The sequence below is a fragment of the Taishania pollutisoli genome, assembly GCF_014518315.1.
GTDB classification, from domain to species: Bacteria; Bacteroidota; Bacteroidia; order Flavobacteriales_D; family Crocinitomicaceae; genus Taishania; species Taishania pollutisoli.
In genome coordinates this window covers 250,397-276,647 of the sequence record NZ_JACVEL010000003.1, presented here as the reverse complement: position 1 = coordinate 276,647, position 26,251 = coordinate 250,397, and the positions used below count along the sequence as shown (strand labels likewise).

Sequence of the window (26,251 nt, the reverse complement as noted above, 5' to 3'; positions counted from 1 at the left end):
TTTCTTCAAAATTTTCCCGCTATCGCAATTTTATCTGCCCCGTTCTGTTCCCCAGGGAGTCAATCAAATAGCCTTGTGGTTCAATGTTATTATTTTTCCAGTACGATTCAATGATCTGTTTTTTATCCGGGGAAGTAATGATGAACTTCCCTTCGCGTTTTCCTTTTACCCAGGTACCTTCTGACAACTGTCCGTCTTTCATATAAAATCGTCCCTTTCCTTCGATGGTATCATTTATCCAGGTTCCCTCAAATTTCGAGCCATTTGCATACACATAGGTTCCTTCTCCTTGTTTCAAACCTTGCTCATAGTTTCCGAAATACCCATAATCCCTATGATACTTGTACAACCATGACCCGTCCTGTGTCTTTACTTTGTTTCCTTTTGCATCAACGGCATCTCTCGATCCCAACGAGTAGAGGAGTTCAAAACGATCTGGTTCTTTTACAAGCAACGGGTGCAGGTATTTTCCGGTTTGGCTGAACCCGAGTTGTTCAAAAACCACATGTGTTACTTTGTTTTCTTCAAAATCCTTTTTAAGCACATCCAAATCTTCCGTGTAGGGAAACGTTTTCGTTTTTGTATCGGCAATAAAATAAAATAACTCCGGTTTTCTGGTGACAACAACATCCGTACGCTTCAGTTTTTCCTTTGCCCATTCTGCCACAGATAAGAAATTCGTCCAGTTCGGTGCGTGCTTTGCTTCCGCTTTCTGGTGCAACAATTTAATCGTCGGGTAATTAAACAACAGGTACGGAATAACCAATAGCGGGTAGATCTTCCCGGATTGCACAAATTCGTTTTTCAGCATCATTCCCAGCAATCCCTTCATTCCAACAAAAAAGACGATTAAAATAAGGGGAGCAAGCGGAAGGATAAACCGAATTCCAAACCAGACATCGGGCCATAAAAGAAAGATTAAAAAATTGGCTCCGAAAAACGATAACAGCAACCATTTGTATTTTTTTATCTGCCAGATTCCCAATACAGAAAATGCAATGACAAAGATTCCCAGAAACCATTGTAATCCGCTTGCAGGAAGCGGATCTCCTGTTTTCGGGTCATTATAAGCAGTCGGTTTAACTGGAAACAAAAGACTTGGTATTTCTTTGGAGATATAACGCACGGTATTGTTCTTGATCCGCGTTCCCCAATCAGCCAGTTTCATATCTTCTCCGTCTGCTTCGTACGGGTTCACTTTAAAGAGTTGCTTCACATAAGAACTTCCCCCTAGCGAGGAACTTCTGATCTGCCAGGGAAGGTATCCCAGTATGAAACACAGTGTTAAAATCCCTGCAACCTTGTATTGTTTATTGATCAACAGGTAAAAAGCAAATGCTCCCAGTACAGCAATTCCCTGTGTACGAATATATACCACCGCAATTACCCCGAAAACCGTCAGGAGAAAAGACCATGATTTGAGCCGGTAACCGGTATCTGCAAATTTCACAAATGCAAGCAATGTCAACAAAAGAAAAAACACAAATGGCACTTCTGACATGGTGATACTGGCGTATTCCAGCAAATGCATATTCAACAACACAGCGAGTGCAACCAATCCCGAGAAAATGCGATTCTCTGTAAATCGAAATGAAAGAAGAAATGTAATGATTACACTTCCTAACAAAAACAGGCCACTCACAATTTTCAACCCCTTCAAGGATGTTACCCCCAGCTTAATTGCTACAGCAAGAATGAACGGATATCCCGGAGGATAGTGATTGGTTGGAAGCGGAATAGGACTGTTGGATGACACGTATTCAAACCCGGAAGCGATTCCCTGTGCAAGCGAGTAGTATGTGGCGTTATCTCCTCCTAAAAACAACTTTGCATTAAAAACGTATGGATAAACAAGAATAAAAATAAATGACAGTGCCAGAAAGTAGAACCAGTTGTATTTCAACATAACAGTAGAATTTATTTTACAGAGGTGTAATTGCATAAAAATCAACCTCACTTTGAGCAAAAATACTTAAAAATTAATTTTGAAAGGCTACCTTTGAATAAATTATAAGTCTTAGTTATACTAAGGTCTATGATAAAACGTTAAGGTTATTGATTGTGTTGAAAAAGCGAAACATACGACAGCTATTAATAGTACTTGTGATTTTTCTTTCAGGAGTTCACGCGAAAGCCTCTCACATTATGGGAGGAAGCATTAGCTATGAATGTTTAGGAAACGGAGATTATGTTTTTCAGCTGGTGTTTTACCGCGATTGCAATGGTGCCCAGGTAAATACAAATTCCCAGACAATCCGGGTATGGAATCACACTTCACTCACTTCCATTACGGTTCCCTATGTATCTACCGAAGATATTTCTCCACAGGGGATGCAGGTTGCCGGTGTTCAGTGTTTCAATTGTACCTCTCCCAACGGAAATATCGGAATCGGTTCGATTGAACGGATTACCTACCGGAGCAACCCGGTCAATATCTCCGGTATTCCACCTGCGCAGGGTTGGGTCTTTACCTTTGATGATTTTTCACGCAACGGAAACATCACAAACCTGCAAAATCCACTGAATTACGGTATCACACTAACAGCAAAAATCTTCAATGTCAACGCAGCCAATAATACCTGTCATGACAATTCTCCTCAATTTCTCCAAAATCCACATTTTGTAAGTTGTGTAGGGAAACCGTTTAAACTGAATCTGAACCCGGTAGATCCGGATCTGGATTCCATGTCTATTTCGTTTGACCAACCATTAAATAACCTCAATAATGCTCCTTATTCAGAAGGAGTAAATCCTTCAGCAGTTCCGTTTGTTGCAGGGTTTTCAGCTACAAGCCCTACACCCTCTGTCACCATGGCACCGGGAAGCCAAAGTGCACAAATCAATCCTGTATCCGGAGAAATTACATTTTTAAGTACCATCAGCGGGAATTTTAATGTGAAGATAAAAGTTACTTCTTTCCGTGGAGGGCAACGCATTTCCGAAGTTGTACATGAAATGCAGCTGGTTGTTACAACCTGTACCGGGACGAATAATCCACCCGTCGTAACACCTCCCTTTTCAGGTTCATTTGAAACAACAGTGATGGCCGGAGACCTTGTGAATTTCAATCTCCAGTCGACCGATGTAGAAATGCTGCAGGACGGAACACCCCAAACAAATTCTATTCTGCCAACCGGATTATTATTTGGGCCTAATCCTACGGTAAATACGGGGTGTCTGATTCCTCCCTGCCCGACAGTAAGTGCGCCCCCTCCCATAACAGGAACACATGGCGCCAATACGACTTTCAACTGGCAGACGGCTTGTGCTCATCTGGTGGATGCAAACGGGAATGAACTGGACATGGTTCCCTACCAGTTTGTTTTCCGCGTACAGGATAATTATTGCCCGATTCCGGAGGTTATTTATGAAACAGTCACAATTAATGTGGTAAATCCGGGTGTAATTCAAGCTCCCGATATCACATGTATACAAGGAAGCGGAACAGGAGATTTTACCATTAACTGGACGCCTGTTGCCGATCCGAATGGCACGTTTATCGAATACCAGGTGCATACCGTTCAAAACGGGTTAATTGCTTCCATTCCTGCTATTGGGACAACAAGTTATACACATACGGGAGTAACCACAGATCTGGACTACTTCATCCGTGTTGTTTCCGGGTGTAATGGTCTCGCTGTCAGGAATTCGGACACTGTTTCCAATATTTATCTCAATCTGAGCAACCTCAATCCGGGAATTGCAGTATTGGACTGGAACGCGCCGACAACTCCGGCTCAACCGTCCATGGGCAGCTATTTTTACATTCACCGGGAATATCCTGCAGGTGTATGGACCATCATTGATTCTGTCCCTTATAACACAACCTATTACGAACAGGTGATTGACATCTGCAATGCATTCCTGAATTACCAGGTTTCGTTGAACAACACTCCGTGTAATTATACATCGCAGCTCAACGGAGCTGTTTTTACAGACCAGACTCCTCCGGACATTCCGGTCATTGTGAACGTCACCATCGATACGCTGACCAATGAAACAAGTATTACCTGGAACCAGGTTCCGCAACCGGATACGTATGGATACATTGTCTACATGCAGGATCCGCAAACAGGTTTTTTAATTGAACTGGACACCATTTACGGGCAGAGCAATACAACATACACCTACCTGGAACCGTATATGGATGGTTCAGTTACGTATACCGTTGCAGCATTTGATTCCTGTCCGTCTCCGACAGGCGCTCCGTTTAACCTGTCAGCGCGGGATCCCAATTTCCATACAACGATCTTCCTGGAAAGCCAGCTTTCCGTTTGTGACGGAAACGTACAGTTGAGCTGGAATCCTTACGGAGGATGGGCAACTACATCGTATGACATTTTTGTAAAAACCGGTACTTCTGGCTGGCAACTTCTTCAATCGACAGGGGGGACTTCTTATTCGTTTATCGGAAACGATCTGCAAAATTACATGGTTGCAATACGTGCCAATAAGGGAGATGGAATTGTCTCTTTTTCCAACGTAGACTCCTTTATTGTTCGCCGGACGTTGCAGCCGGCATTCAGCTATGTTCGCTTTGCAACTGTTCAGTCGGACGATCAGGCGGTGCAGGTTGAATACATCTATGACATGACTGTATCCGTAACAAAAATTGCACTTCAACGATTAAAAAACGGTGTTTTTGAAACCATTGAAGAGGTTGTTTCTCCTACATCCCCGCACCTGTTTGTGGATGAAAATGTGTATGTGGATGATCTCAGTTATACGTATCGTGTTATTTATTATGACAGCTGTGGAAACGAAGGTACTACTTCCAACATCGGGAAGACGATCTTACTGACGACACAGATTGACAATACGGAGTTGATCTCTTACCTGAACTGGACGCCTTACACTCAATTTAACGGAAGTGTATTGGGGTATAACCTGTATCGCTCGATAGATGATATGAACAACTTCACCTACATCACAACACTGGCTCCCGACATTCTCAGTTATGAAGACAATGTATATGATGTTCTTACAGAAGGGAAAATCTGCTACCGCGTTGAAGCGCTGGAAGCACCAAATATTTTCAACAACCCGCTGTCCAGTTACTCCAACACTTCCTGTGTGCTGGTTGAACCATTGATTTATATTCCGAATGCATTCTATCCTGCCGGAATTAATTCCATTTTTATTCCTGTATTGCGGAATTATGATGTAGCATCATACCGGATGACTGTTTTCGATCGTTGGGGAGAAGTCGTTTTTCAAACGTCCAATCCACTTGAAGGATGGAACGGTAGGATCGGAAATGTAGGTGCCGAAGCGGAAACAGCAACGTACGTCTACATGGTTGAATTCAACAACGGCTTCGGCGAACAGGTCAGAACCAGGGGACATGTTACACTGTTGCGATAATTTTATTCCCGCAGATGCATTTAGGATTTGCAAAAATTGGAGATTAAAGCGAAAAACAGCAACTTTGTCTCCAATCATTTTTTAAACACACTATTGTGGCAGAAGCAACCATTCAACTATCGGGAACAAAAGCCGAACAATACGAGCAGCTTTTACCAATCATTCAGTCGTTAGCAGACGGCGAGGAAGACGTAATTGCCAACCTGGCAAATGTATCCGCAGCCTTAAAACAGGGCTTTGGTTTTTTTTGGGTCGGTTTTTATCTTGTAAAAGCGGATGAACTGGTGCTGGGACCATTCCAGGGGCCAATTGCCTGTACACGCATCAAAAAAGGTAGAGGTGTCTGTGGAACTGCCTGGCAGGAAAAAAGCGCTATTCTTGTTCCGAATGTGGACGAATTCCCGGGACACATTGCGTGTAGCTCTGCCTCAAAAAGTGAAATTGTTGTCCCGTTGATAAAAAACAATACGGTGATTGGTGTATTGGATGTCGATAGTGACCGGCTCAATGATTTTGATGAAACAGACATGCTGTTTTTAACCCAATTATGCACATGGTTATCCGGTATTTTATAGGCTTATTATTGCTCGCTTCCTGTGCACAGGTGCAAACACTATCCGGCGGACCGGAAGATGGAAACGCACCTGTTCCGTTGGGTATTGTTCCCGCCAATGAAACCGTGAATTTCTCCGGTAGAGCAATTGCGATTTCATTCGATGAATATGTCAAGCTGAACAATCCGAACCAGACAATCAGCATGATTCCCAATGACGCAAAGATCACAGCTGAGCTAAAAGATAAAACACTGTTGTTGTATTGGGAGGAGCAATTGCGTGAAAACACCACGTATTCTATTTTTCTGAACAAAACGGTGCGGGATATTACCGAATCCAATGATTCAATTATGCAGCTGGTATTCTCCACAGGACCTTATATTGATTCACTGAGTTACACTACGTATGTAGTCGATGCAAAAGACGGACTACCGAAAAAGAACATGGTTGTCGGTTTGTTTGATCATCCGGACTCACTGAAACCCATCTATTTTGCGCAAACAGATCATACGGGAAAGGCAAAATTAAATTATCTGAAGGAGGGTTCCTATTATCTGAGGGCTTTTGAAGATGGTTCGAAACAAGGAAAAATAGGAAAAACGGATGCGGTTGCGTTCAAAGAAGCAGTTGTACAACCGGATACCAATTTTGTAGATACGTTGCCGATGCGCATGTTCTCTCCGTTACCAAAACCCGATGTGACCACCTTCAAATATGAAGCTCCGGGAACCTTTGTTGTGGGTGCCAACCGCTCATTGAAAAATGCGGAAATCAAACTAAACGGGAATGAAATTCCGCAAAATCAAATTAAATACATCGAAAAAGATAGTTTATTACTCGTCATTCGTCCGGGAGAAGAGAACCCGGTTGTGCTGTCTGTTACCACCGATGAATGGACGGATACTGTCCGCACCCGCATCCCGCCGATCCGAACAAAAGTGCAGCGAATTACACATGCAAAAGCTGATTATTTTCCGGGCCAACCAATTGTGTTTACCGTGCAGGATTTGATTGACGGGGTGGATACATCCGGAATAACGGTGGTAAATCTGAAAGATTCTTCTGAACTGACCAATTATACATATCAAGTAGTTTCTTCTAACGAATTGCATTTATTCATTCCCGACTTTGATGGCGAAAAGTTGAAAATAAGTATGCAACCGGGGACTGTAAAAGCATCCGAAGACTGGACCTTTTCACCGTATGAGCAGGTTTTCACGAAGCGAACCAGTAAGGAATTTGGCATTCTGAATGTTAAAATAGACGGTTATTCCGAACCGGTTGTCGTAGAGATGTTATTTAAAAACGCTGTTTTGAACAGAAAAATAGTAACTGAAAGTACCACGTTACGCTTTGAACAATTGGAACCCGGAGAATATACTTTCCGGATCATTGCAGACAGCAATGGGAATGGTCAATGGGATACGGGAAATTTTGAAGAAAAAATACAACCGGAAGAAATTCACCTGTTTTCAACACCAACGAAAGTACGCGCAAACTGGGAAATAGAAGTAGAATTGGTCCCGTTGAGCACTGCTGGGAAATAAGCCGAAGCCGGTTTATTCGCAAATTCTGCCTTTGCTTTTTCCTTCTGCATGTTGGTGATCCAGTTCTTCCAACTCTTTTAACAACTCCGTACTGACCGGTCTCCCCCTCAGTTTTTCCAGGTCCGGCTGACCTGCATCCACCCATGCGGTGTACCAGATGGATCCGACAGAAATGATCGCCTTTCTCATACGGCGTTCCACCATACCATTCATTCGCGCATGATAGGCCTGAGAAAACTCATAGGAGTATACTTTCGTGGTAACGCGTCCCCGTTGTTCGTAGCTGTATTTTTTGTCTGAATCGAATGTCTGCGTCAACTCCCGTTCGATGCTTAAAACCGAATCCAGTGCCCGGTGTGATTCCATGACAGCATCCCATGCAAAATCCAACGGCTTTTCTATATATTTCGCTTTGCCGATAAAGTAGTCATAGCTATCTGCATTGATTTCCACCAACCGGCTTTCCCACAAGCCGTGAATTCCTTTCTGATTGGTCATCTGTCCGTTGTAATTTTCGGTGGTATGCAGCGGAACATGTGCGTCTCCGACATAGTGACCGATATCTGCACTGTACAACAAGATTTTGTCAATATCTCCTGCTTCAAAGGCTTTTTGAAGACGGTATTTCATCACCACAATATGCCAGGGAACAATTCCATATGCTTGCAAGGTGTCTTCGGTATATTTTGCAATCGCATCGTCCCATTTTTTGGGCATGGCTTCATCGGGGTCTTCTCCGGGTTTGTAGTAATGATCCAGGTCGATGTAATGCCGCTGCGCTTCTCCTTCAACGGCATATCTTCTTTTGTCAGGATTGACAGCATTTTCCGTTACATATTCAATGTGTTCTTTGTAGAACCCGAACATTTGGGGGGGCAGTGTAAATACCGCCATCCGGTTGATGCGTTTATGCCCGTAAAATCCCCAATTAGAGGTACCTACTTTCTCTGCTTTGTTGTTTGAAAGAGAAAGCATCAATAACGAAGTTACAGCAATCAGGTAATATTTATAGTTTAACCAGTTTACCATCTTTTAAAATCGGAATCACATCTGTCTGATTGGGTGTAAGACAGTACTTGACATCTTCATTCAAATTTAAGTTTTTTAACCGTCGTCTGTGCGAGCTCGACTTCAAATATCCGAAATAATTGTCTTTTGCGGATAAGTATAGGTATTTTGCAGCCACGGACGAATCTTCTTCGGATGTAAAATTGCCGGTAGCCAATAAGTAGTCTGAGATCGCTCCGGCACAGATTGTGTCTTCCAGGTTAAATTTATCCTGCCACCCGGAACACAGACACAATACATTTTTATCTTGTTCAGCCAAAAACCTGCACAACGCATCCAGATTAAGGAAGGAGCCAACGACAACCATTTCCGCATCCTTAGCAATATCAAGTGCTTTGGTTCCATTGGTAGTAGAAAGCACAACCTCCTGGTTTTTAAAATCTTCCCGCATATAGGAGAACGGAGAATTGCCAAAATCAAATCCCTCTACGATTTGTCCTTTTCGCTCTGCACCTGCCAGGTATCCTTTTTTCTTGTATTCCATTGCTTCTTCTACCGTCGGAACGGGAATAATGGAACGGATTCCATTGTCAAAAGCAGCACAGATAGCAGAAGTAGCACGCAACACGTCAATGACAACTACAATTTCATATCCGGGTTGAAAATAATTATACTCGCCCGGAGTATAGCAAACCTCAACGTGTTTCCGAGTATCACTCATTCAATTTAATTTTAGTTTCAAATCGCTAATGTACAATTTTTACAAAACTAAATGGTATGGTTCGGAGTCGTTTTACCGCGAAAGAGACAAATTACTTTCTGAAAGAAATCCTGTTTGCATACATTAACAGGCCCATAAAAAATCCGAACATGGTGACTCCTAATTGTGTTTCCAGTGTATCTTCAATGAGAAATGACCCGCAGATTACCATTAAAAAAATCAAGGAAAGCAAATCTTTATTTTTCCAGGCATAGTGAAATGCAACTCCCAGAATTACAAGAAATAACAAAATACCCAACACTCCGTAGCTCACCGCATATGCCAGGTACATGTTGTGGCTTCGCAACCTGTTTTCCGGGTTAAGCGGGCTGTTGAGTTGGTCGTACGCCCAATCAAATGCCTGTTGGTTTCCACCTGTCCCCACACCAGTTGCCCATTCATGCTGAATAATGAAGGTTGCTGCTTTCCAATGCTCGAGCCGTTGCAGCAGTGAATGCCCGTTGGGAAATTGATTGTTGAGAATCTGGTATTTTAGTCCATAGATTCGCGGAACGATCATGTCTGTTCGCTCGTTAGGATAGCTATAACCATCCTCTATGTTTTTAATGTCTTTTGGGGTAAGTTGTTTGATTCCTTCTGCATCTTTTGTCAGTCCCATTGCCGTCATGTACCGGGCAGCCGTCATCCGCAATAATTCTCCTTTTTTGTCCAACCCCATGAAGTCCATATCCGACACTTTTCTCCATTCTAAAAATAACTCTACTTCCGAATAATACGCCAGGATCGCTTTTCCGTTTATTTCTGAAAAAATGGTGCAATTGTGGTTATACAACTGCCCGTTGGCTGTATATTTCGGTAATTTATTACAATCAATTTTTTCATGTGTGGGGTTCAACAGGTACGACAAAATACATCCGGCCATAATGACCAGTAATCCCAGGGAAGCAAATGCCAGCATCTTTTTCCATTTGTAGAGCAGGTAAAAAACAATGGTAAAAGCAACCGATATGAGTGCCAATGTCCCTGATAATACCTGGGAATATATGGTATAAAATGCCAGCCATGCCGCAAGCAGAAAGTAAACAGGGATTATTTTTTTGTTTTGCAGCTGAAACCAGACGCAGATTCCAAAACCGAGCGCAATGAGTAATCCGTAACGAATGTGCGAAGCAAAACGCGACAGTCCGCGGATGTCCCCGGCAGACAACGTATCCACATTAAAATGAAAATAGAGAACATTAAAGAGGGAAGTCACAAAGAGAGTTGCCAGAAAAAGTTGGAGCAAACGGTGTACCTGTTTTACATCCATCGGAGTTTTTCCTGTAGCCATAATGAGTGGCAGGAACAGCATCGGAAGCCGGGATTTGATGTCTTTTAATCCTTGTACTGCGTCCCAGGACCAGGTCAGCCCGATAATCAACAGCAGGTAGAATACAATCAACAGTTGCAGAAGGCGATTGGAGCGGATCGTGTTCCATTTTTCTGAAAAACCACCTTCCAGCACCCAGTTAGCAATGGCAAAAACCAATCCGAATGACATCAATACTTTAGTACTGGGCATTCCGATTGCAATCAGCGCAAAAGAGAAAAATTGAATATTCGTGTGCGTTTGCCGGGGAAGGACACCGTTACCCATTCTTTACTGTTTAAGCAATTAAACGGTTATTTTTTTAAAATCGTATTATACTCCTGTGCATTTTTTAAAATTTCGATCCCTTTTGTCAGAATATCGTCGTGATTGAATGAATTCAGCACACGTCCCTTTTGATAATAGTAACGGGACACGATTTCGTTTTCCAGGAGCATCTTCACTTCGTCCTGGTATTTATCCAAATCTCTTTCTTTGGAAGGAGTTACCTTCGCCATTAGTGCATCGTATTCCGCTTTTGAGTCTTCATCCAATTTTTCCCGCTCAATGGTTGCCTTCATTTTCTTCAGTAATTCCTCTGAAGCCGTCGAATATGTAAAATCATCTTCCAGCACCTGTTTTTTGAACAATGCATAATCTTCATCTGATAATTTATATGCTCTCGCTTCTGCAATTTCAGGATGTGTCTTAACATAATCCGTTGCGAAATTAAACAGTAAATTATTGGCATAAATTGTTGCTGTCAATCGCGATAAGTCCGGAATTTCTACGGAAATATCCGGAACAATTCCCCTTCCGTCAATTACTTCTCTTCCGTTTTTCGTTTTAAAAGTGTGCAGCAATGAATCGGGAATATCTTCCGGCTTGGTGTCTTCATTTTTATCAAAATATTCCAGTCGCTGTACGCATCGTCCAGATGGTGTATAGTATTTGGAAATGGTCAGTTTCATTTTTGTTCCGTATTTCAGGTCAAAGGTCCGTTGTACCAATCCTTTTCCGAATGATGTTTCCCCGACAATGACAGCTCTGTCCAGATCTTGTAAGCTCCCGGCAACGATCTCACTGGCAGACGCAGAAGTACCGTCAATCAGCACAACGAGCGGTATGTTCAAGTCCAGCGGTTCATTCATGGTTTTGTACTCCCGGTTTTCCTCTACAATCCGTCCTTTTGTTTCCACCACTGTTTGTCCTTTCGGTACAAACATATTGACAATGTGAACGGCTTCAATGAGCAATCCTCCACCATTTCCACGCAAATCCAGCACAAACTTATTCATTCCTTTCTCTTTCAGTTCAAGGAAATTTTTCCGTACTTCCGCACTGGCGGTCGGGGTAAAACTTGTTAATTTTACGTATCCGACCTCGTTGTCCAGCATTCCGGCGTACGGAATATCCGGCAATTTAATTTCATCACGCGTAACCTGCACTGTTTCCTGTTTACCATTCGGTCGCTCAATTTTAATGGAAATGGTTGTTCCTTTCGGTCCTTTTAAATTGGTTGAAACGTCTTCCGTATTTTTATTTTCCATGCTTCTTCCGTCGATGGAAAGAATTTTATCTCCCGCACGCAAACCGGCATTGGAAGCTGGGCTGTTCTCGTAAGGTTCTGCAATGTATACATTCGCATCCATTTTCCGGATCATCGCACCGATTCCTCCGTATTGCCCGGTGGTCATCAAGCGGTAATCCTCGATGTCAGATTCAGGATAAAAAACGGTATACGGATCCAGGTCTTCCAGCATGGCATTGATTCCGGCAACAGACATACTTCCCGGTTTCGGATTTTCAACATAGTACTTATCCAGATGCTCATAAATGGCATCAATGAGTTCTAAATTCTTAATGACTTCAAAGCGATTGGATTGTCCAAATGAAAATTGAATTCCGATCAGTAAAACAGTTGTTGTACAAATACTGCGTATTGCTTTGTTATTTCTCATGCTTTTCAATTGATGTTGTCAATGTTAACAATAATTTTGACATTTTGCGCATTATTGTGTCGTAATCCAGTTCTTCGTTGAACCGGTACACCAAAAATAACGCCATTTGTCCGTTTTTGTTTGATTCTCCTTCCAAAAAATCTTCCAAGATGTATTTGTTCTTACGCAGGCACTCTTTCATCAATCGCTTGATGCGATTCCGGTCGTGCGCACGTTTAAAGTTTTTCTTCGGCACGGAAATGACAACCTGAAAAGGGATGGATTCATTGGGTAACGCTTCGTATCCATACGTCAACCCAAAAGGAAATGAATTCAGCCGTTTGCCTTCTTTGAACAACCGTTCGATTATTTTTTTGCTGCACAGTTTATATTCCTTTCCAAAACGCTGATCCATCGGGCAAAGATAGCTTATAATATTGATCTACAATAATCCATTGTATCTTCCGTTTCGGGAATGACTGCTTCATTTTTTATCATGGCGGAACGCCGTAATCAACATGAAATCAACCTTGAACAACTGAACATTGGCTCGTCCGGTTATTATGATGATGAAACGATCCTTCAGTCCGACCGTTCGTTGAATATGAGTCTGGTCTATAAATACTACTTTAATTTCATGAAACGGAAGACATCGGGGAGGATTCCTGCTGTCGGAAAGTGAAACATTACCATATTGAAAAAATGGGATTAGGTGTTAAATTTTAATGTACGCTGCTAAAAATTTCCGGCAATGTATTTTATCTCTAAAAATTTAGATTATTTTTACTCCGGTTATCAGTTACTGATAAACAAATTACCCTTTCTTTTATAGCTACTCTACAGTTGGTTGCTTAAACAGACGGGTCTTAAACAACCTAAAAAATGTGTTTATGAACAAACGATTTTTCCTACTACTTGTGTTAACATTGTTAACGACGCGATTATTTTCTCAGAATGAATACCTCAATTACAAGTATTCTATTTCTACCAATGCCCTTTTCAGATACAATTACAACAGCAATCCGTTTCTATTCAACCCGATACTTCCCCCGTTACCCCGAATCACTGCATCCCTTTTCGTGATGGACGGGGGACTCAATCAGCATGAGCTCAGTATAGAACAATTTAAATTTTCCGTATTACCTGACCAGTGGGGTAAGAATATCAGTCGTTTAAATCGCAGTGCTGCTGTCAGCATCGGTTATAAGTACCATTTTAATTTTATAAAAAAGAAAAATTCCCGGTGGATTCCATCCGTTGGAATCGGTGCGCACCTGGTATATAGGGGGAGTCATTCACAATCCATCAGCAATTGGCGCGACTCTGACCTATCAAACAGTCTCGGATTGGAACATTATGTCCAACCTGCGTTAACCTTTCACGCCAACAGACGATTGTATGTCAATTTAGCTCTTCCGTTTAATGTGTTTTCAACGACTTTTCAATTCAGCAAACGCAATGGGTCATCTTACAATCCGGGTGATTTGTCCAACTCTGCTAATTTCCGTTCCGGAACCGGTTTGAATTACTTCCAGGCGAAAATCGGAATCGGAATCAAGTTGTAGTATTTGTCCTCTTCTTTACGAAAGAAATATGGCTTCTTTTGTATTCAACTTTAACTGTTGACGTCTACATGGACCAGTTCAAAGTTCTTGACGTAAAACAGATAAGCTTCTACCCGGGGATAATTCATTTCCTGTAAAACAGAACAATATTGTTCTACCTGCTTTCGATGCTTTTTCAGCGGTTGCCCTGTTTTATAATCTAAAATGATGGTGCTATCAGATTTTAGGATGATCTTATCCGGTCGGATTTGTTCGTTCCGGGAAATGATGTAACGCTGTTCACTCAAAATTTCAATTGCATTCTCAAATAAACGGTTGTACGCAGACGTTTCAAACAATTGAATGAGGTCCGTTTTAAGTTGTTCTTCGAATGCCTGTTCCACCACCCCCGTCTGGACTAACTGATGAATGGTTTTTTCGATTTCGTTCTTACTGTGAATCGACGAAATGGCCAGGTGAAACTGGTTTCCGTAGCGTTGTTCTTCCGAAAGGAATGCTTCTGATGTCAGCTCTTCCGAATCCTGCAATGCAATATCGGGAAACCATAAGTTGTCTGTACTGGATTCAGGCAGAAAAAATCCTTGTGTTACCTTATCGGTAGTTTCATATCGTACTTCTTTTTTTCCGCGAACAAAGGAAAGTGACTCTCCTTCTCCGATTGCGTCCGGAAGCTGTTGTAATACCTGATGAATATCTGCACTCAAGCCGTTTTTTGCATAATCATTCTTAACATACAGGCGATCAACGGGACGTGTGTAGGCCACGTAATAGAGGTTCAATGTGTCGAGAAACAATTTTTGCTGCTCTTCCTCATTGGCTTCACGAATTTCCCGTACAGGTGATTCTTTCCCAAGTGTGTTGCGCAATAAATACGCATCTGTTTCGACAAAAAACTCTCCTTTTACCCGCACATCCATGTCATTGATCACAATCACAACGGGAAACTCCAATCCCTTTGATTTATGAATGGTCATTACTTTCAATGCGTCATCGCTTTCCGGAACCTGGAGTGCTTTTGCATCTTTGGGCATGGTATCGTAATCCTGTAAAAACTGGTTCAGATCGGGACCGTTTTTTGTTTCAAACAGGTGTACCAAATCAGCCAGGTGATGCAGGTACGGATTTTTCAATTCGTGCAGTCCGAACAGTCGAAATGTCTTTTGAATAAGGTCATATAAGGTTTCAAACGGCTCAAAAAAATGATTGGTATAATTTGGATTTTTCTGTAAAAATAAATCGATTGTTGCGATTTTAATTGTTTTTTGATCTTCTATCTCCATTGTTGTAAACAGAGAATTGTAATAATCCAACGGGTGTCTGAACAATTCACAATACAGGTAGGCGAACTGCCGGATGGTATTTTGATTGACCGGATTCAGCCGCAATTTAAAATAGCTGATTACAAAGCGAACGGTCAGCTCTGAATCAATGTTTAACGAATCTGCTGAAACGACGGTATAACCTTTGTGTGTGAGTGACGTCGCAATGAAGTTACAGAATTTATTTCCCCTGCCCAGCACACAGATATCACCTGGTCTGAACCCATCATTGAGCGCATCCTGCACGGATTGAAGAATAAAATTGAGCTGTTCTTCTTGTTTCTCCTGCTTATTTTCCCGACCGGCCGGTTTACTTTCAATGTACACATATCCTGCTTTATCCGATCGGGGTGTTTGCTGCACGGATGCGTAGAAATCCTTTTGTGTATCTGGTAATTGATGCCTGAGTGTTCCGAACAGCTCATTGTTGAATGCAACGATTCCTGATCCGGACCGCCAGTTGTCTTCCAGCACTTCAACGTGTCCCATTTCCCTGAAATAATCAGAAACTTCTGCAATTTTTGCATCTTTTTCAGGATTATAAACTCCCGGAAGCTCTACAAACTGCTCTGCCACCCCGTTTTTAAACCGGTAGATGGCTTGTTTCGGATCACCTACTATGAAGTTTTGCCGTCCATGTCCAAGTGATTCCCGGACGAGTGGAATCAGGTTCAACCATTGTAACCGGGATGTATCCTGGAATTCATCCAACATAAAATGGCGAAAACGCGTTCCCAGCTTTTCATAGATATACAGCGTATCTTCCTGCAATAATTCAGCAATCTTCGTATTGAATTCCGAAATACGGATCAGCCGTTCCTGTTTGTTAAGAGTCAGCAACGCCTTGTTCATGTATTTCAACAGTGCCATATTGAAGTAATTCTTCAGGTAAATCAACAGAATTCCCGCGTACTCATGATTGGACGTGTGCCATGCCACAAACCGTGTAACTGCTTCATTGAATCCTGCTGCCTGTCCGTTTGTTTCTGCTGCTTTCTCTATGTTCGCCAGGTTCGTTGGTGAAAACGGGAGTTTGTCTGTCAATTTTAGCGCTCCGTTGTTCAATTTAGCAATGGCATTCACAACATCTTTTCCCCGTGAAACATCTTTTTCGGTCAACCCCGATGCGGTAAACAAGCTGACCAGTTCCATTGATTTTAAGCGGTACTCTTCATTCATCTGTTTCAATTCCGTCTTATGTGCCTTGAAATCATCTGATGAAAAATCCATGTTCATCAACCGGTCTACGTACGGCAAATCTTGTTCGGAAGAGAGTACTTTTCCAAAATCAATCAATGACTGTCGCAGGTTCCAGGATTTTTCGTCTTCAATATTCGCATTGGCGTACTGCAACAAAATCGCAGAGAGTTCCTTGTCTTTCCCGATTTCCTCCAACAGGCCGTCCACTACCTGCTCAATGACGGGTGTTTCATTCAACACCACTTCAAAATCAGGAGGTAAATCCAGGTCTCTGCTGAATGAACGAATCAAGCGAAGGTTAAATTTATCGATCGTCATCACGTGAAAATCCTCATAGTGATGGAGGATTCCACTCAAAAAACGACCTGCTTTTTCCCGAATCAGTTCTTTTTTCAAACCGGTATCTGAAGCAATGATTTCCAGGTAACCGTACCCGTGAAGATCAGGATATGCCAGTTCATCCAATGCTTTTATGATCCGGGTTTTCATCTCCAGGGCTGCTTTGTTGGTAAACGTCATTGCCAGGATTTCCGCATACCTGCTGTCGGAACCGTCCTCGTTGTCCTGCAGCAACAGCTTGATATACGTTTTAACCAACGAATAGGTTTTACCACTTCCCGCAGAAGCGTTTACAATCTGAAGATATGACTGTGAATGGGACATTGCGTGTAAATTTAACTGAAAAAAGTTATCCTTCATAGCTGCAGGCAATTGTTTCCTTTCCGAAATCCATGATAAAACCCAACGTTTCTTCCTTGTATTTCGTTTTTTTCGTAACTTTAGTACTTGTTTTTGAATCTTTTTTCCAAAACGGACATGCGCATGAAACGTGTAGTAAATTATTTAGCAATAATCGGGCTGGGACTCACCATCGGGGCTTGTCGGGATAAAGACGAAGAAAACGAAGAGGAAACAGTAAAACCACAGGTAGAAATCACCATGGATCCGATGTATGATCAACAGTTTCTCTCTTCGGAAAATGTCATTTTCACCACAGAGGAAGGATACCGGGTGAAACTGCGGGAAATGAAGGTTATTCTCACCGATCTCCGGAACGGAAACCACCTGCTTTCCCCTGCGGCCATCTATGATTCGAAAAAGGGCCGAACACTGTTAAAAGTAAACGGTACTTCTTCTGATTTCGGAAGTCTGAGTTTCAACATCGGGGTAGATTCAGTTTTAAATCATTCTGATCCTGCCGCTTTCCCTAACGATCATGCGCTGAATATTGTTAATGCGAGCGACATGCACTGGAGCTGGAACCCGGGATATATTTTCTTTAAGGTTGAACTGATTGCAGATACACTGGATGACGGTATTGATAATTTTAATCATCCTGTAACGTATCACGTAGGAATGGACGAAACGTTCCGATCAACACAATTCACAGGGTTAAACTGGAACAATGCCGGCAATTCCGTTGAGCAACTCCGCCTGAAGGTAGACCTCAAACGCTTGTTGCAAAACGGCAATTCAACGGTGGATATTAAAACGGAGTTCATGACACATTCAGCACCAGCGCAACTTCCGTTAAGCATTAAACTGGCAGAGAATTTTAAAGCGGCTTTAACTTCTTACTGAAATGAAACTATTACCGGGATTTATTGGTGTGATTGTTCTTATCTCCGCCTGCAAGAAAGAGCCGAAGATTTATGAACCTACACCCTATTCGTTGGATATTCCTTCTCATTTCCCGGATATGCCGATTCCTGCGGACAACCCAATGACTGTAGAAGGCGTTGCACTCGGACGCAAGCTGTTTTATGAAACACGGTTGAGTCTTGACAACACCATTGCATGTGCAAGCTGTCATGCTCCTTCCAAAGGATTCTCCGATGACAGAACATTCTCGGTGGGTGTGAATGGCACGGTGGGCAGGCGACAATCCATGGCACTGGTCAACCTGGGATGGCAGCAATTTTTCTTCTGGGACGGGCGGGCAAAAACACTTGAAGAGCAGATTTTACAGCCTGTTCCCGACCCGACAGAGATGCATTTGCAATGGAAAGAAGCGCAAAAAAGACTGGAGAACGACCTGGAATACAAACGCTTATTTGTGAAAGCATTCGGAACACAGTTCATTGATTCCACATACGTCGCAAAGGCAATTGCCCAGTTTTTGCGCACCATGATTTCTGCGAATTCCAAGTATGATGTGATGTACAAGTATGCCAACAACATGCAACTGACTCCTTCAGAATACCAAATTTATCAAACCGTGAGCATCCAGGAATGGGCTGGTTACGACTTGTTCCAAAGTTTGAACGGAGCAGATTGTTTTCACTGTCACAACGGAGCATTGATGCAGGTTCAACGTTACAGCAACAACGGGCTGGACGCAACATTTTCTGATTTGGGGCGCGGTGCGGTAACAGGAAATACTTCCGACAACGGAACGTTTAAAATTCCTTCCCTGCGAAATATCGAATTTACTGCTCCATATATGCACGATGGTCGTTTTAGCACGCTCGATGAAGTCATCAATCATTATTCACACCAGATAAAAATCAGTCCGACAATTGACCCGATGATTGAATTTGCGTTCCAGGGAGGTGTACAACTGGATGCGAATGAAAAATCACTATTAAAAGCATTTTTACTAACCATGACGGATCATTCTTTTTTTACGAATCCGGCATTTTCTGACCCGAATTAAGCATCATGCCACACATCAAAAACACTTTATTTCGTCACCGAATTATTGACAAATGCCTGCGAAATCCCTACAAACCATTTCCTTCGAAGCAGGAGTTGAGAGTTGCATGTGAAGAAGGTTTGTTCGGAAGCGAAGACGGCAGTAATATCTGTGACTCGACGATTGAGAAAGACTTGTTTGCAATGCGGCAGGAGTATGATGCCCCCATCAGATACAGCAAACTCAACAAAGGGTATTACTATGAAGATCCGGAATTTACGATCAATGACGTTCCGTTGAATGAATCGGATTTAGATGCTGTGCGTTTTGCAGCGAACACGCTTTTACAGTTCAAGGATGTGGAATTGTTCCGTGAATTTGGAAATGCCATTGACAAAATCGTTGACCGGGTTGCCTTGTCAACACAAGCAAAGCAGCAACCGGAACTGAATGAGTTCGTACAGTTTGAAACAGCTGTTTCAATTGGCGGAGGCGAATTCCTTCCCGATCTGTTAAGTGCCATTCAAAAAAGCGTAGCTGTATATTTTGACTATGAGAACTTCAATTCCAAAACGGTTAAACCCCGAAAGGTATGCCCGTTGTTGTTGAAAGAATACCGCAACCGCTGGTACCTCATTTCTTATGACCTGGTAAAAGACAGAATCACAACGTATGCATTGGAACGCATGCGAAAACTGGAACTATCGGAGGAAAAAGTTGTTAAACCGCACACCTTCAATCCCACTGATTTTTTTCGTTATTCCGTGGGAATTTCTACCAGCGAATCTGCTCCGGAGATTGTTGAATTTACTGCATCGGAGATTGCATCAAAGTATTTAGAAACACAACCGTTGCATCATTCTCAGCAGGTAGTGAAATCAACACAAAAAGGGACGGTATTTCAACTGGAAGTTTTTGTTTCAGAAGAATTGATCCGTTCGATTTTATCGTTCGGAGGGGAGATTACGGTTCACCAACCACCTTCACTGGCAGAAGAAATCAAGACGCGTTTGGGAGAAATGGTGCGGAATTACAGGATGAAGCAATAAAATTCATAGCCCGCAGCTATCAGTTTGCGGGCTATGAGAGAAAATCACACCTAAACAATGATGAGTTTTCATTCATTTTCTTTTTCAGACACCTTTACTGTTTAACAAACTCTACTCTTCGGTTATTTGCTTTTCCGGTTGGTGAAGCATTGGAATCAACCGGTTCGGATTCCCCTTTTCCATCGGTTTCCATTCTGTCAGGGGAGATGTTGAATTCTTTTGTAAGTATGTGCTTCACTGCCAATGCACGCTTCTTGGATAATTCAAGGTTTAGCTTATCATCTCCGTCCGCATCTGTGTGACCAATAATTTTCACATTCACATCGGGCAATTCGTTCAGTGTTTTGGCAATATCCTGCAGTGCTCCGTACGATTCCGGTTTAATCTGATCCGAATTGACATCAAACAAGATTCCACGGATGACAATTTTCCCTTCTGTTACCAGTTTATTTCTGGTATCAGGTGCTCCTTCCGCCCAACGCAAATTGGAGACATATGCTTTTCCTTCCCATATATTGGCTCCGAAGAGCATGGAATAAACGATCGTTGGCTGAAATGCCCGTGGAATGTCCCACACTTTTCGTTCGTTCACATACACCCGCAATCGTGTTTTTTGCCGCCAAACCGAGATTCTGTTTACCTGCCCCGTTTTCCAGATCGTGTTCAGAGATGATTCATTGGACATGACTTTTTCATTGGATGTATCGTACACCCAGATACGGCTTCCTCCTCCTTGTCCATGCGGATGAACATCAATACCAACCTGCGGGCAAGTTGAAAAATGATAGTCAAACTGCAAATTGCGGGATTTCAGTTCCGGGAAGAACAGTACCAAACCACTTTGCATTTCGCTGAAGTCCTCCGAAACGACCATGTCCATTTCCATGGTGAAATTTTCAGGTAATCCATTGACAAATTCGGGATAGCAGATTCCTGAATTCGCAATGTTCATCCAGTGCCCTTCAACCGGAGCCAATGAAACAACTTCTCCCCCGGAATTGGTATTCCATTTTGCCGGGAAATCACCAATAGCATCCCGGGAGAAATCTTCATAAGCAATGACCTTTTCTCCTGCTACAAAATCAAACATTGAGTAAGCTTTGAATGGTGTTGAAGATACATTTGGAGAAGAAGTAACACCCTCATCTGTTCCGATTGTTTCTGAACCTGTTTGTTGCTTCTTCTCTTTTCCTTTCTGCTCTCCTTTTACAGAATTTTCGATTCCTTCTTCTGCTTTATCCAGTCCTTTATCAATTTGCTGTTCCACCCGATTTTCGGCACGCTGCTTAATTTTTTCTCTTGTTTTTTCAGCCTGACGCTCCAGCAACGTTTGTCCGAAAGAAAAAGAAGTACATAAGCAGGAGAAAACAATTATTTTCAATTTCATTGTATTGTTTGAGATGAATGATTTAAACCGATACTTTCGTTTTTGAACCACATAGATTATTAAGTATATAGCGTTGTGTGATGGCGTGGTACATCATGATTGAATGTTACTTTTTCAATCCGCAATTGTTTCCTCCAACTTGTACAAACCCTACAGACACTTTTCCTTCACATTGTTTTTTAGCACTTCTCTTTGTTTGATTCTTAATCGTATAAGAGGTGTAGTCATCAGAAGAGTAACCTCCACATTCACAGGTCCAATCTTTCTTGCAGGAGGCAAACAATACCGCTACACATGCAGCAACCATTACTTTTTTCATAATTCTCTGTTTTTTAACTATTATTACTTATTGTTTTATTCTACGATCAGTTTTACCGGTAATCCGGGAGTATTGTTGACTTCAACGGTGAGAAAGTAAATTCCCGAGCTGAACGTCGATAAGCCGTTCACAACAATTTGTTGTTGATTCAGTTGTGTGAAAGGCAGCCGGACACTATTTCCCGATGTGCTATAAAGAGAAACGCCGGTTATTTGTTCCGCACCTGAACCACAGGTAATTGTTACTTTATCGCTGCATGGATTGGGAAAAGCTGATAATTGAGTTCGTACTGTTTCGTCCAGTCCCAATGGTTGAGTATTCTGATTACACACCGTATAGATTTCTTCTCCTGCAGTTCCGTCATCACCGCGAACAAGCAGGCATTCATTAACCAGCCACAACGGTTGATTATTATTTGCGTTGAATGTTTGCGCCGTCAATAGTGTCATTTGATTCGGGTTTTCTGTTGTCCTGAAAACTCCTGCGTTAAAGTCTGTTTCAGACACTACGGCCGTAAAATACAGATAGTTGGTTGTTGCCAATAAATTCATGGGGTATGAGTAGATAGCATCCGGAGTATCGGGTAAAAAGTTTGTTCCGGCTGCCGTTCCGTCCGTATACCAGATATTGCTTCCCTGACCATTGTCCGCACTAAAAAACAATTTTCCTTTAAACGAAACAAAAGCATCTCCGGGAGCCGTAATCGGACCTCCGTTATCCGGTTGTCTGATTGCATTCGTCCCGGCAGCAGTTCCATTGGATTTATAAAGGGTATAGTTTTGATCCGGGTAGTAGGCTGAGAAATAAAGAGATCCGTTGTGTTCCATCAGGTTTGTCGGACTTCCGTCTCCTGCTGCAAGGTCTTTTACGAGCACTGTTCCTGCCGAAGTTCCGTCTGTCTTCCACAACTCTCTACCGTCTACAGGACGATATGCTGAAAAATAGACGGCATTGTTGTAGGTACAGAAATACGCAGGATTACTTCCCATTTGTGCAATTTGCGGAGTTGACGGATCTATGTTGGCAACCATTGTTGTCCCGGCCTCTGTTCCATCCGTTCTCCAAAGTTCGGCTCCGTTGACAGGTTCGGCTGCTCCGAAATAGATGTATCCGTTTAACTCAGTAAAAAATTGATTTTTTTCAGCTGTAAAAAGAATAGAAGATTCTATTCCCGGGTTGATGTCTTTTACCAGGTAAGTTCCGGCTGCTGTTCCGTCCGTTCGCCACAACTCATACCCCGTGTTCCCTTCCGCTCCATAAAAGTAGAGTACATTATCCATCACAATGTGCATCGGATAGGCAATTAAAAAGTCATTATTCTGATTGTAATCGATTACAAACTCTCCTGCTCCCGGATCTCCGGTTGTTTTGTACAAAGCCGGTTGTTCGCCGCTAAACGCATTTCCGGCGATGTATAGAATTTCATCTCCTAAAACACCCAGAATCATAGAAATGTACGCATTGCTCCCTCCTTCGAGCAAGATTGTGTTTCCCGTTGTACCATCCGTTTTATACAGGCCGGAAGATGTGGCATCCGATTGTGCAACGAAATAGATATCCCCGCCTTTTTGAACGGCATTATCGAAACCCGGTTCACTTCCGTCCAGGCCCGGACGAATATCAGACAACAAGGTTTGTGAATAACCACTGAAAAACTGATTGATTGTCAGCAGGCTTAGTAAAAGAATCTTTTTCATAACAATTAATTTTGAGCAAAGTTCAGCAAGTACTCAACATCAATTGTTGGGGAAAACCCTAATTCTGCTTCTTTAACTGTAAAATCCTAATAGAATTGCTTTTTTGACCAGTCCGGAAACATTTTTCACATCAAACTTAACAAACAGACTGGCTCTGTAATGTTCCACTGTTTTTTCAGACACAAAGATGGATTCGGCAATTTCTTTGGTCGATTTTTCGTCTAAAACTCCCTTTAACACTTCTTTTTCGCGTTCAGAAAGTCGTACTTCCGGTAAATAGTCATTTCTCCCCAGCAAGATTGTTTGTACTTCTTTACTCAAGTAGATTTTCCCGGACTGAATGGCATCGATGGCTTCCAGAATCGAGTTTGTCGGTTCCGATTTAATCACATATCCGTGGACATCGATCGCCAGTACCGATTGAATCGTTGCCTGATCATCCAGACTTGTGAGGGCTAAAATTTTAAGATCAGGGTGGTGTTCACGAATTGTTGGAATGAGTGTCCGGGCATCCGTTTTACCAAACCGAATATCCTGGATGAGGATGTCTGCAGAATGGCCTCTCAGCAGTTGACCTAACGACTCTGCATCCGGTGCGTGTAGAATGGAGTGCCCCTGTGACTCCAGTAATGTTTTCAATCCGTCTACAATCAAATGATGGTCTTCAGCTATGATGATTTTCATAGGACAATTTTAAATTTTGGTAACGAAAGGTCTATCTTAAATCCACCCAACGGATTTTCCGGAAACGCGATTGTTCCTTCAATGGCTGCCAATCGGGTACAAATGGATTGCCAACCGTTTCCTTTTTCCAGTTCTGCCTGTGTGGTTCCTTTTCCGTTATCCGAGTACTGGATATATATCCGGTTGTCTTCTTCGGTCATCATCAATTCACATTCAGAAGCATTGGCATGCTTAAGGGTATTCTGGATCAATTCCTGGAGGATCCGGTAAACAACGATTCCGCGTTGGTTATTCAATTGTGACTCATTAAAGTCTGCTATGAAAAACACTGTAAAAACAGGTGACTGAACGGTTTCAATAAAACGTTGAAAGGAAGTTTTCCAGCCTTCTTCTTTCAAATTAAACGGCAGAATATTTTTAGAAATTAACCGGACTTCATTTCTTGCTGCTTGCAGGTTTTGTATCACTGTTTCCAGTTCTTCTAATGATTTCAGTTGTTGCATCTGCAGAGACAGACCCGTCAACGTGCCCGCAATACCATCGTGAATATCTGCTGCCAAACGTTCGCGCTCCCGCTCTTCTCCTTCCACGAATGCACGTAGTTGGTTGCGTTCCGATTCCAGCTGAATGGTTTTTAACCGGTTACTGGTACGTTTTCTCAACCAGAGAATACCTACTATCAACAGCGCTAAAATGAATGCCAATACCAAAATCCAGATAATGGCACGTGAAAGCTCTAATTCCTTTTGCGATAAATCCTTCTCTCTTTTTTCCGCTTCATACCTGGCAAGCAGTTCCTGGATTATTTTCTTGTTTTCCACACTGCTGTATTCCCGGTACATCACATTTGCTTTCCGCAGGTACAGAAACGCCTTTTCATTCTTGCCAACCGCATTATAAGCTTCCGACAACTGTTGATAGACCGTATAATCCGCAAAATGCATGTTCAACCGGTCGTTGAGTTCAAGAACTTGTTCTCCCTCCTCAATCGCGCTGTCAAACAATTGTAAAGCCACATTGCAGGACAGCAAGCCAATCCTTCCGTATATCTCGTACTGAACCAATCTTAATTGTTCTGAACGTGTTACGACTTCCGCATAGTAATTCCTGGCTTTTTCCCATTCCTTTTTCTGGGAATGGATATCACCCAGGGCATATTTTCCAATGATAACAGCAAGTGGTACCCGGTATTTAGTGCCGTCAGAAATGGCTAATTCCGCATGTTTCTCCGCTGAATCAAGTTGATTGGTTTTGGCTTCAGAAATAGCAAGAATCGCAGCTATTTGTGGATAATAGACGGTATCGTTTAACCGGTACACTTCTTCAAATGACGCTTTTGCATAACCATAAGCGGATTCAAAGTCATTGAGGTTAAAAAAGATATTGGCAATATTGTTTTTAACGTATGCGGCATCTCTTTTCATACCATAGGCATCGTATTTACGCAACGCCGTTCGATAGCTGTTGATTGCCTGGTCAAATTCTTTCCGAACAGCATAAATACTTCCTTCCAAACTGTAAAAATAACTCTGAAGCTGCGGATGTTCTTTGAATTTTATTTTCCCTGCGGCGACCCATTTTGACGCTTCATCGGGATTTCCTCTTCTCAATTCATACTTTGCCCGCAACACCCAGATAGCAGAAAGCGTGGGTAGCTTCTGTTTATTTTTTTGCTCGATCTGTTCAACTTTGTCGAGGTAATAACTGCTCTTGTCTGCATACATCAAAGCACTATCCAGTAATTGAGCTGTTTTCAGCGAGTCTGATTGCGAGAACATACAGGTTCCGGACAACAGAAAAAGAAGCAGAATATGGTAGCGATTGGCTGGCATACCTGCAAAAATAGAAAAACGTGCGAGACAAGTTGTTCTTTATCAACAAAAAAGAGGATCCGTAATGATCCTCTTTCATTTA

At 42.3% G+C, this 26,251-nt stretch carries 20 protein-coding genes; 8 read left to right on the top strand and 12 right to left on the bottom strand.

Annotated elements, in window-relative coordinates:
• Positions 1-19 precede the first annotated feature (19 nt).
• Positions 20-1,906, bottom strand: a complete 1,887-nt coding sequence (locus H9Y05_RS06655; protein WP_216713838.1) for a phospholipid carrier-dependent glycosyltransferase — start codon at positions 1,904-1,906, stop codon at positions 20-22.
• A 239-nt stretch (positions 1,907-2,145) separates the two neighbouring features.
• On the opposite strand from H9Y05_RS06655, the gene H9Y05_RS06650 reads away from it, so the two are divergent.
• The 3 genes from H9Y05_RS06650 to H9Y05_RS06640 all read left to right on the top strand — a co-directional run bounded on the left by H9Y05_RS06650 (position 2,146) and on the right by H9Y05_RS06640 (position 7,465).
• Positions 2,146-5,364, top strand: a complete 3,219-nt coding sequence (locus H9Y05_RS06650; protein WP_216713837.1) for a T9SS type B sorting domain-containing protein — start codon at positions 2,146-2,148, stop codon at positions 5,362-5,364.
• Between the two features lie 95 nt (positions 5,365-5,459).
• Positions 5,460-5,939, top strand: a complete 480-nt coding sequence (locus tag H9Y05_RS06645) for a GAF domain-containing protein (RefSeq protein ID WP_317170282.1) — start codon at positions 5,460-5,462, stop codon at positions 5,937-5,939.
• Positions 5,912-7,465: an Ig-like domain-containing protein gene (locus tag H9Y05_RS06640; protein ID WP_163490095.1), complete on the top strand. Its 1,554-nt coding sequence runs from the start codon at positions 5,912-5,914 to the stop codon at positions 7,463-7,465. The genes H9Y05_RS06645 and H9Y05_RS06640 overlap by 28 nt, the downstream gene beginning before the upstream one ends.
• A 12-nt stretch (positions 7,466-7,477) precedes the next feature.
• Here H9Y05_RS06640 and H9Y05_RS06635 read toward each other — a convergent pair whose 3' ends face one another.
• From H9Y05_RS06635 to rnpA, 5 genes are all read right to left on the bottom strand, one after another.
• Positions 7,478-8,494, bottom strand: a complete 1,017-nt coding sequence (locus H9Y05_RS06635; RefSeq protein WP_216713836.1) for a zinc dependent phospholipase C family protein — start codon at positions 8,492-8,494, stop codon at positions 7,478-7,480.
• Complete coding sequence (locus tag H9Y05_RS06630) at positions 8,472-9,194, bottom strand: 2-phosphosulfolactate phosphatase (protein WP_163490096.1); 723 nt, start codon at positions 9,192-9,194, stop codon at positions 8,472-8,474. Before H9Y05_RS06630 ends, H9Y05_RS06635 begins: the two co-directional genes overlap by 23 nt.
• 91 nt (positions 9,195-9,285) lie before the next feature.
• Positions 9,286-10,830, bottom strand: coding sequence for an O-antigen ligase family protein (locus H9Y05_RS06625; RefSeq protein ID WP_216713835.1), 1,545 nt, complete (start codon positions 10,828-10,830; stop codon positions 9,286-9,288).
• Positions 10,831-10,856: 26 nt separating this feature from the next.
• The gene (locus tag H9Y05_RS06620) at positions 10,857-12,503 is read right to left on the bottom strand and encodes a S41 family peptidase (protein ID WP_163490098.1); all 1,647 of its coding nucleotides are present in this window, start codon (positions 12,501-12,503) and stop codon (positions 10,857-10,859) included.
• Entirely contained in the window at positions 12,493-12,897 is a 405-nt protein-coding gene (gene rnpA, locus H9Y05_RS06615) for a ribonuclease P protein component (protein WP_163490099.1), read from the bottom strand. The genes H9Y05_RS06620 and rnpA overlap by 11 nt, the downstream gene beginning before the upstream one ends.
• A gap of 60 nt (positions 12,898-12,957) precedes the next feature.
• Here rnpA and H9Y05_RS06610 point away from each other — a divergent pair, with 60 nt between their 5' ends.
• Positions 12,958-13,164, top strand: coding sequence for a hypothetical protein (locus H9Y05_RS06610; RefSeq protein ID WP_216713834.1), 207 nt, complete (start codon positions 12,958-12,960; stop codon positions 13,162-13,164).
• A 208-nt stretch (positions 13,165-13,372) separates the two neighbouring features.
• Complete coding sequence (locus H9Y05_RS06605) at positions 13,373-14,047, top strand: hypothetical protein (protein ID WP_216713833.1); 675 nt, start codon at positions 13,373-13,375, stop codon at positions 14,045-14,047.
• A gap of 50 nt (positions 14,048-14,097) precedes the next feature.
• Here the strand turns inward: H9Y05_RS06605 and H9Y05_RS06600 are convergent, their stop codons facing one another.
• Positions 14,098-17,229, bottom strand: a complete 3,132-nt coding sequence (locus tag H9Y05_RS06600) for a UvrD-helicase domain-containing protein (RefSeq protein ID WP_216713832.1) — start codon at positions 17,227-17,229, stop codon at positions 14,098-14,100.
• Positions 17,230-17,388: 159 nt separating this feature from the next.
• Here H9Y05_RS06600 and H9Y05_RS06595 point away from each other — a divergent pair, with 159 nt between their 5' ends.
• The 3 genes from H9Y05_RS06595 to H9Y05_RS06585 are packed head-to-tail and all read left to right on the top strand — an operon-like array spanning position 17,389 to position 20,250.
• Entirely contained in the window at positions 17,389-18,147 is a 759-nt protein-coding gene (locus H9Y05_RS06595; protein ID WP_163490103.1) for an MbnP family protein, read from the top strand.
• 1 nt (position 18,148) lies between these two features.
• On the top strand, positions 18,149-19,222 hold the full coding sequence (locus H9Y05_RS06590; protein ID WP_216713831.1) for a cytochrome-c peroxidase: 1,074 nt from the start codon (positions 18,149-18,151) through the stop codon (positions 19,220-19,222).
• A 5-nt stretch (positions 19,223-19,227) separates the two neighbouring features.
• Positions 19,228-20,250 carry a helix-turn-helix transcriptional regulator gene (locus tag H9Y05_RS06585; protein ID WP_216713830.1) on the top strand — a complete coding sequence of 341 codons (1,023 nt, stop codon included), beginning with the start codon at positions 19,228-19,230 and terminating at the stop codon, positions 20,248-20,250.
• A 94-nt stretch (positions 20,251-20,344) separates the two neighbouring features.
• On the opposite strand, the gene H9Y05_RS06580 is transcribed toward H9Y05_RS06585, so the two are convergent.
• The 5 genes from H9Y05_RS06580 to H9Y05_RS06560 all read right to left on the bottom strand — a co-directional run bounded on the left by H9Y05_RS06580 (position 20,345) and on the right by H9Y05_RS06560 (position 26,169).
• Positions 20,345-21,637 (bottom strand): OmpA family protein, encoded by a 1,293-nt coding sequence (locus H9Y05_RS06580; protein WP_216713829.1) that lies wholly within the window; start codon positions 21,635-21,637, stop codon positions 20,345-20,347.
• A 106-nt stretch (positions 21,638-21,743) separates the two neighbouring features.
• Positions 21,744-21,956: a hypothetical protein gene (locus H9Y05_RS06575; protein WP_163490107.1), complete on the bottom strand. Its 213-nt coding sequence runs from the start codon at positions 21,954-21,956 to the stop codon at positions 21,744-21,746.
• A 35-nt stretch (positions 21,957-21,991) separates the two neighbouring features.
• Positions 21,992-23,653 (bottom strand): T9SS type A sorting domain-containing protein, encoded by a 1,662-nt coding sequence (locus tag H9Y05_RS06570; protein WP_216713828.1) that lies wholly within the window; start codon positions 23,651-23,653, stop codon positions 21,992-21,994.
• A gap of 72 nt (positions 23,654-23,725) precedes the next feature.
• A complete protein-coding gene (locus tag H9Y05_RS06565) occupies positions 23,726-24,337 on the bottom strand; it encodes a response regulator (RefSeq protein ID WP_216713827.1) in 612 nt (203 codons plus the stop codon).
• Complete coding sequence (locus tag H9Y05_RS06560; RefSeq protein WP_216713826.1) at positions 24,334-26,169, bottom strand: tetratricopeptide repeat-containing sensor histidine kinase; 1,836 nt, start codon at positions 26,167-26,169, stop codon at positions 24,334-24,336. Before H9Y05_RS06560 ends, H9Y05_RS06565 begins: the two co-directional genes overlap by 4 nt.
• Positions 26,170-26,251 lie beyond the last annotated feature (82 nt).

What these genes read in the sequence shown, in the direction of transcription:
- H9Y05_RS06600 (WP_216713832.1), bottom strand. Translation starts at nt 17,229, where the DNA reads ATGTCCCATTCACAGTCATATCTTCAGATTGTAAACGCTTCTGCGGGA.
- H9Y05_RS06585 (WP_216713830.1), top strand. Translation starts at nt 19,228, where the DNA reads ATGCCACACATCAAAAACACTTTATTTCGTCACCGAATTATTGACAAA.
- H9Y05_RS06635 (WP_216713836.1), bottom strand. Translation starts at nt 8,494, where the DNA reads ATGGTAAACTGGTTAAACTATAAATATTACCTGATTGCTGTAACTTCG.
- H9Y05_RS06580 (WP_216713829.1), bottom strand. Translation starts at nt 21,637, where the DNA reads ATGAAATTGAAAATAATTGTTTTCTCCTGCTTATGTACTTCTTTTTCT.
- H9Y05_RS06560 (WP_216713826.1), bottom strand. Translation starts at nt 26,169, where the DNA reads ATGCCAGCCAATCGCTACCATATTCTGCTTCTTTTTCTGTTGTCCGGA.
- H9Y05_RS06640 (WP_163490095.1), top strand. Translation starts at nt 5,912, where the DNA reads ATGCACATGGTTATCCGGTATTTTATAGGCTTATTATTGCTCGCTTCC.
- H9Y05_RS06570 (WP_216713828.1), bottom strand. Translation starts at nt 23,653, where the DNA reads ATGAAAAAGATTCTTTTACTAAGCCTGCTGACAATCAATCAGTTTTTC.
- H9Y05_RS06630 (WP_163490096.1), bottom strand. Translation starts at nt 9,194, where the DNA reads ATGAGTGATACTCGGAAACACGTTGAGGTTTGCTATACTCCGGGCGAG.
- H9Y05_RS06590 (WP_216713831.1), top strand. Translation starts at nt 18,149, where the DNA reads ATGAAACTATTACCGGGATTTATTGGTGTGATTGTTCTTATCTCCGCC.
- H9Y05_RS06650 (WP_216713837.1), top strand. Translation starts at nt 2,146, where the DNA reads ATGGGAGGAAGCATTAGCTATGAATGTTTAGGAAACGGAGATTATGTT.
- H9Y05_RS06625 (WP_216713835.1), bottom strand. Translation starts at nt 10,830, where the DNA reads ATGGGTAACGGTGTCCTTCCCCGGCAAACGCACACGAATATTCAATTT.
- H9Y05_RS06595 (WP_163490103.1), top strand. Translation starts at nt 17,389, where the DNA reads ATGAAACGTGTAGTAAATTATTTAGCAATAATCGGGCTGGGACTCACC.
- H9Y05_RS06565 (WP_216713827.1), bottom strand. Translation starts at nt 24,337, where the DNA reads ATGAAAATCATCATAGCTGAAGACCATCATTTGATTGTAGACGGATTG.
- H9Y05_RS06610 (WP_216713834.1), top strand. Translation starts at nt 12,958, where the DNA reads ATGACTGCTTCATTTTTTATCATGGCGGAACGCCGTAATCAACATGAA.
- rnpA (WP_163490099.1), bottom strand. Translation starts at nt 12,897, where the DNA reads ATGGATCAGCGTTTTGGAAAGGAATATAAACTGTGCAGCAAAAAAATA.
- H9Y05_RS06575 (WP_163490107.1), bottom strand. Translation starts at nt 21,956, where the DNA reads ATGAAAAAAGTAATGGTTGCTGCATGTGTAGCGGTATTGTTTGCCTCC.
- H9Y05_RS06620 (WP_163490098.1), bottom strand. Translation starts at nt 12,503, where the DNA reads ATGAGAAATAACAAAGCAATACGCAGTATTTGTACAACAACTGTTTTA.
- H9Y05_RS06605 (WP_216713833.1), top strand. Translation starts at nt 13,373, where the DNA reads ATGAACAAACGATTTTTCCTACTACTTGTGTTAACATTGTTAACGACG.
- H9Y05_RS06655 (WP_216713838.1), bottom strand. Translation starts at nt 1,906, where the DNA reads ATGTTGAAATACAACTGGTTCTACTTTCTGGCACTGTCATTTATTTTT.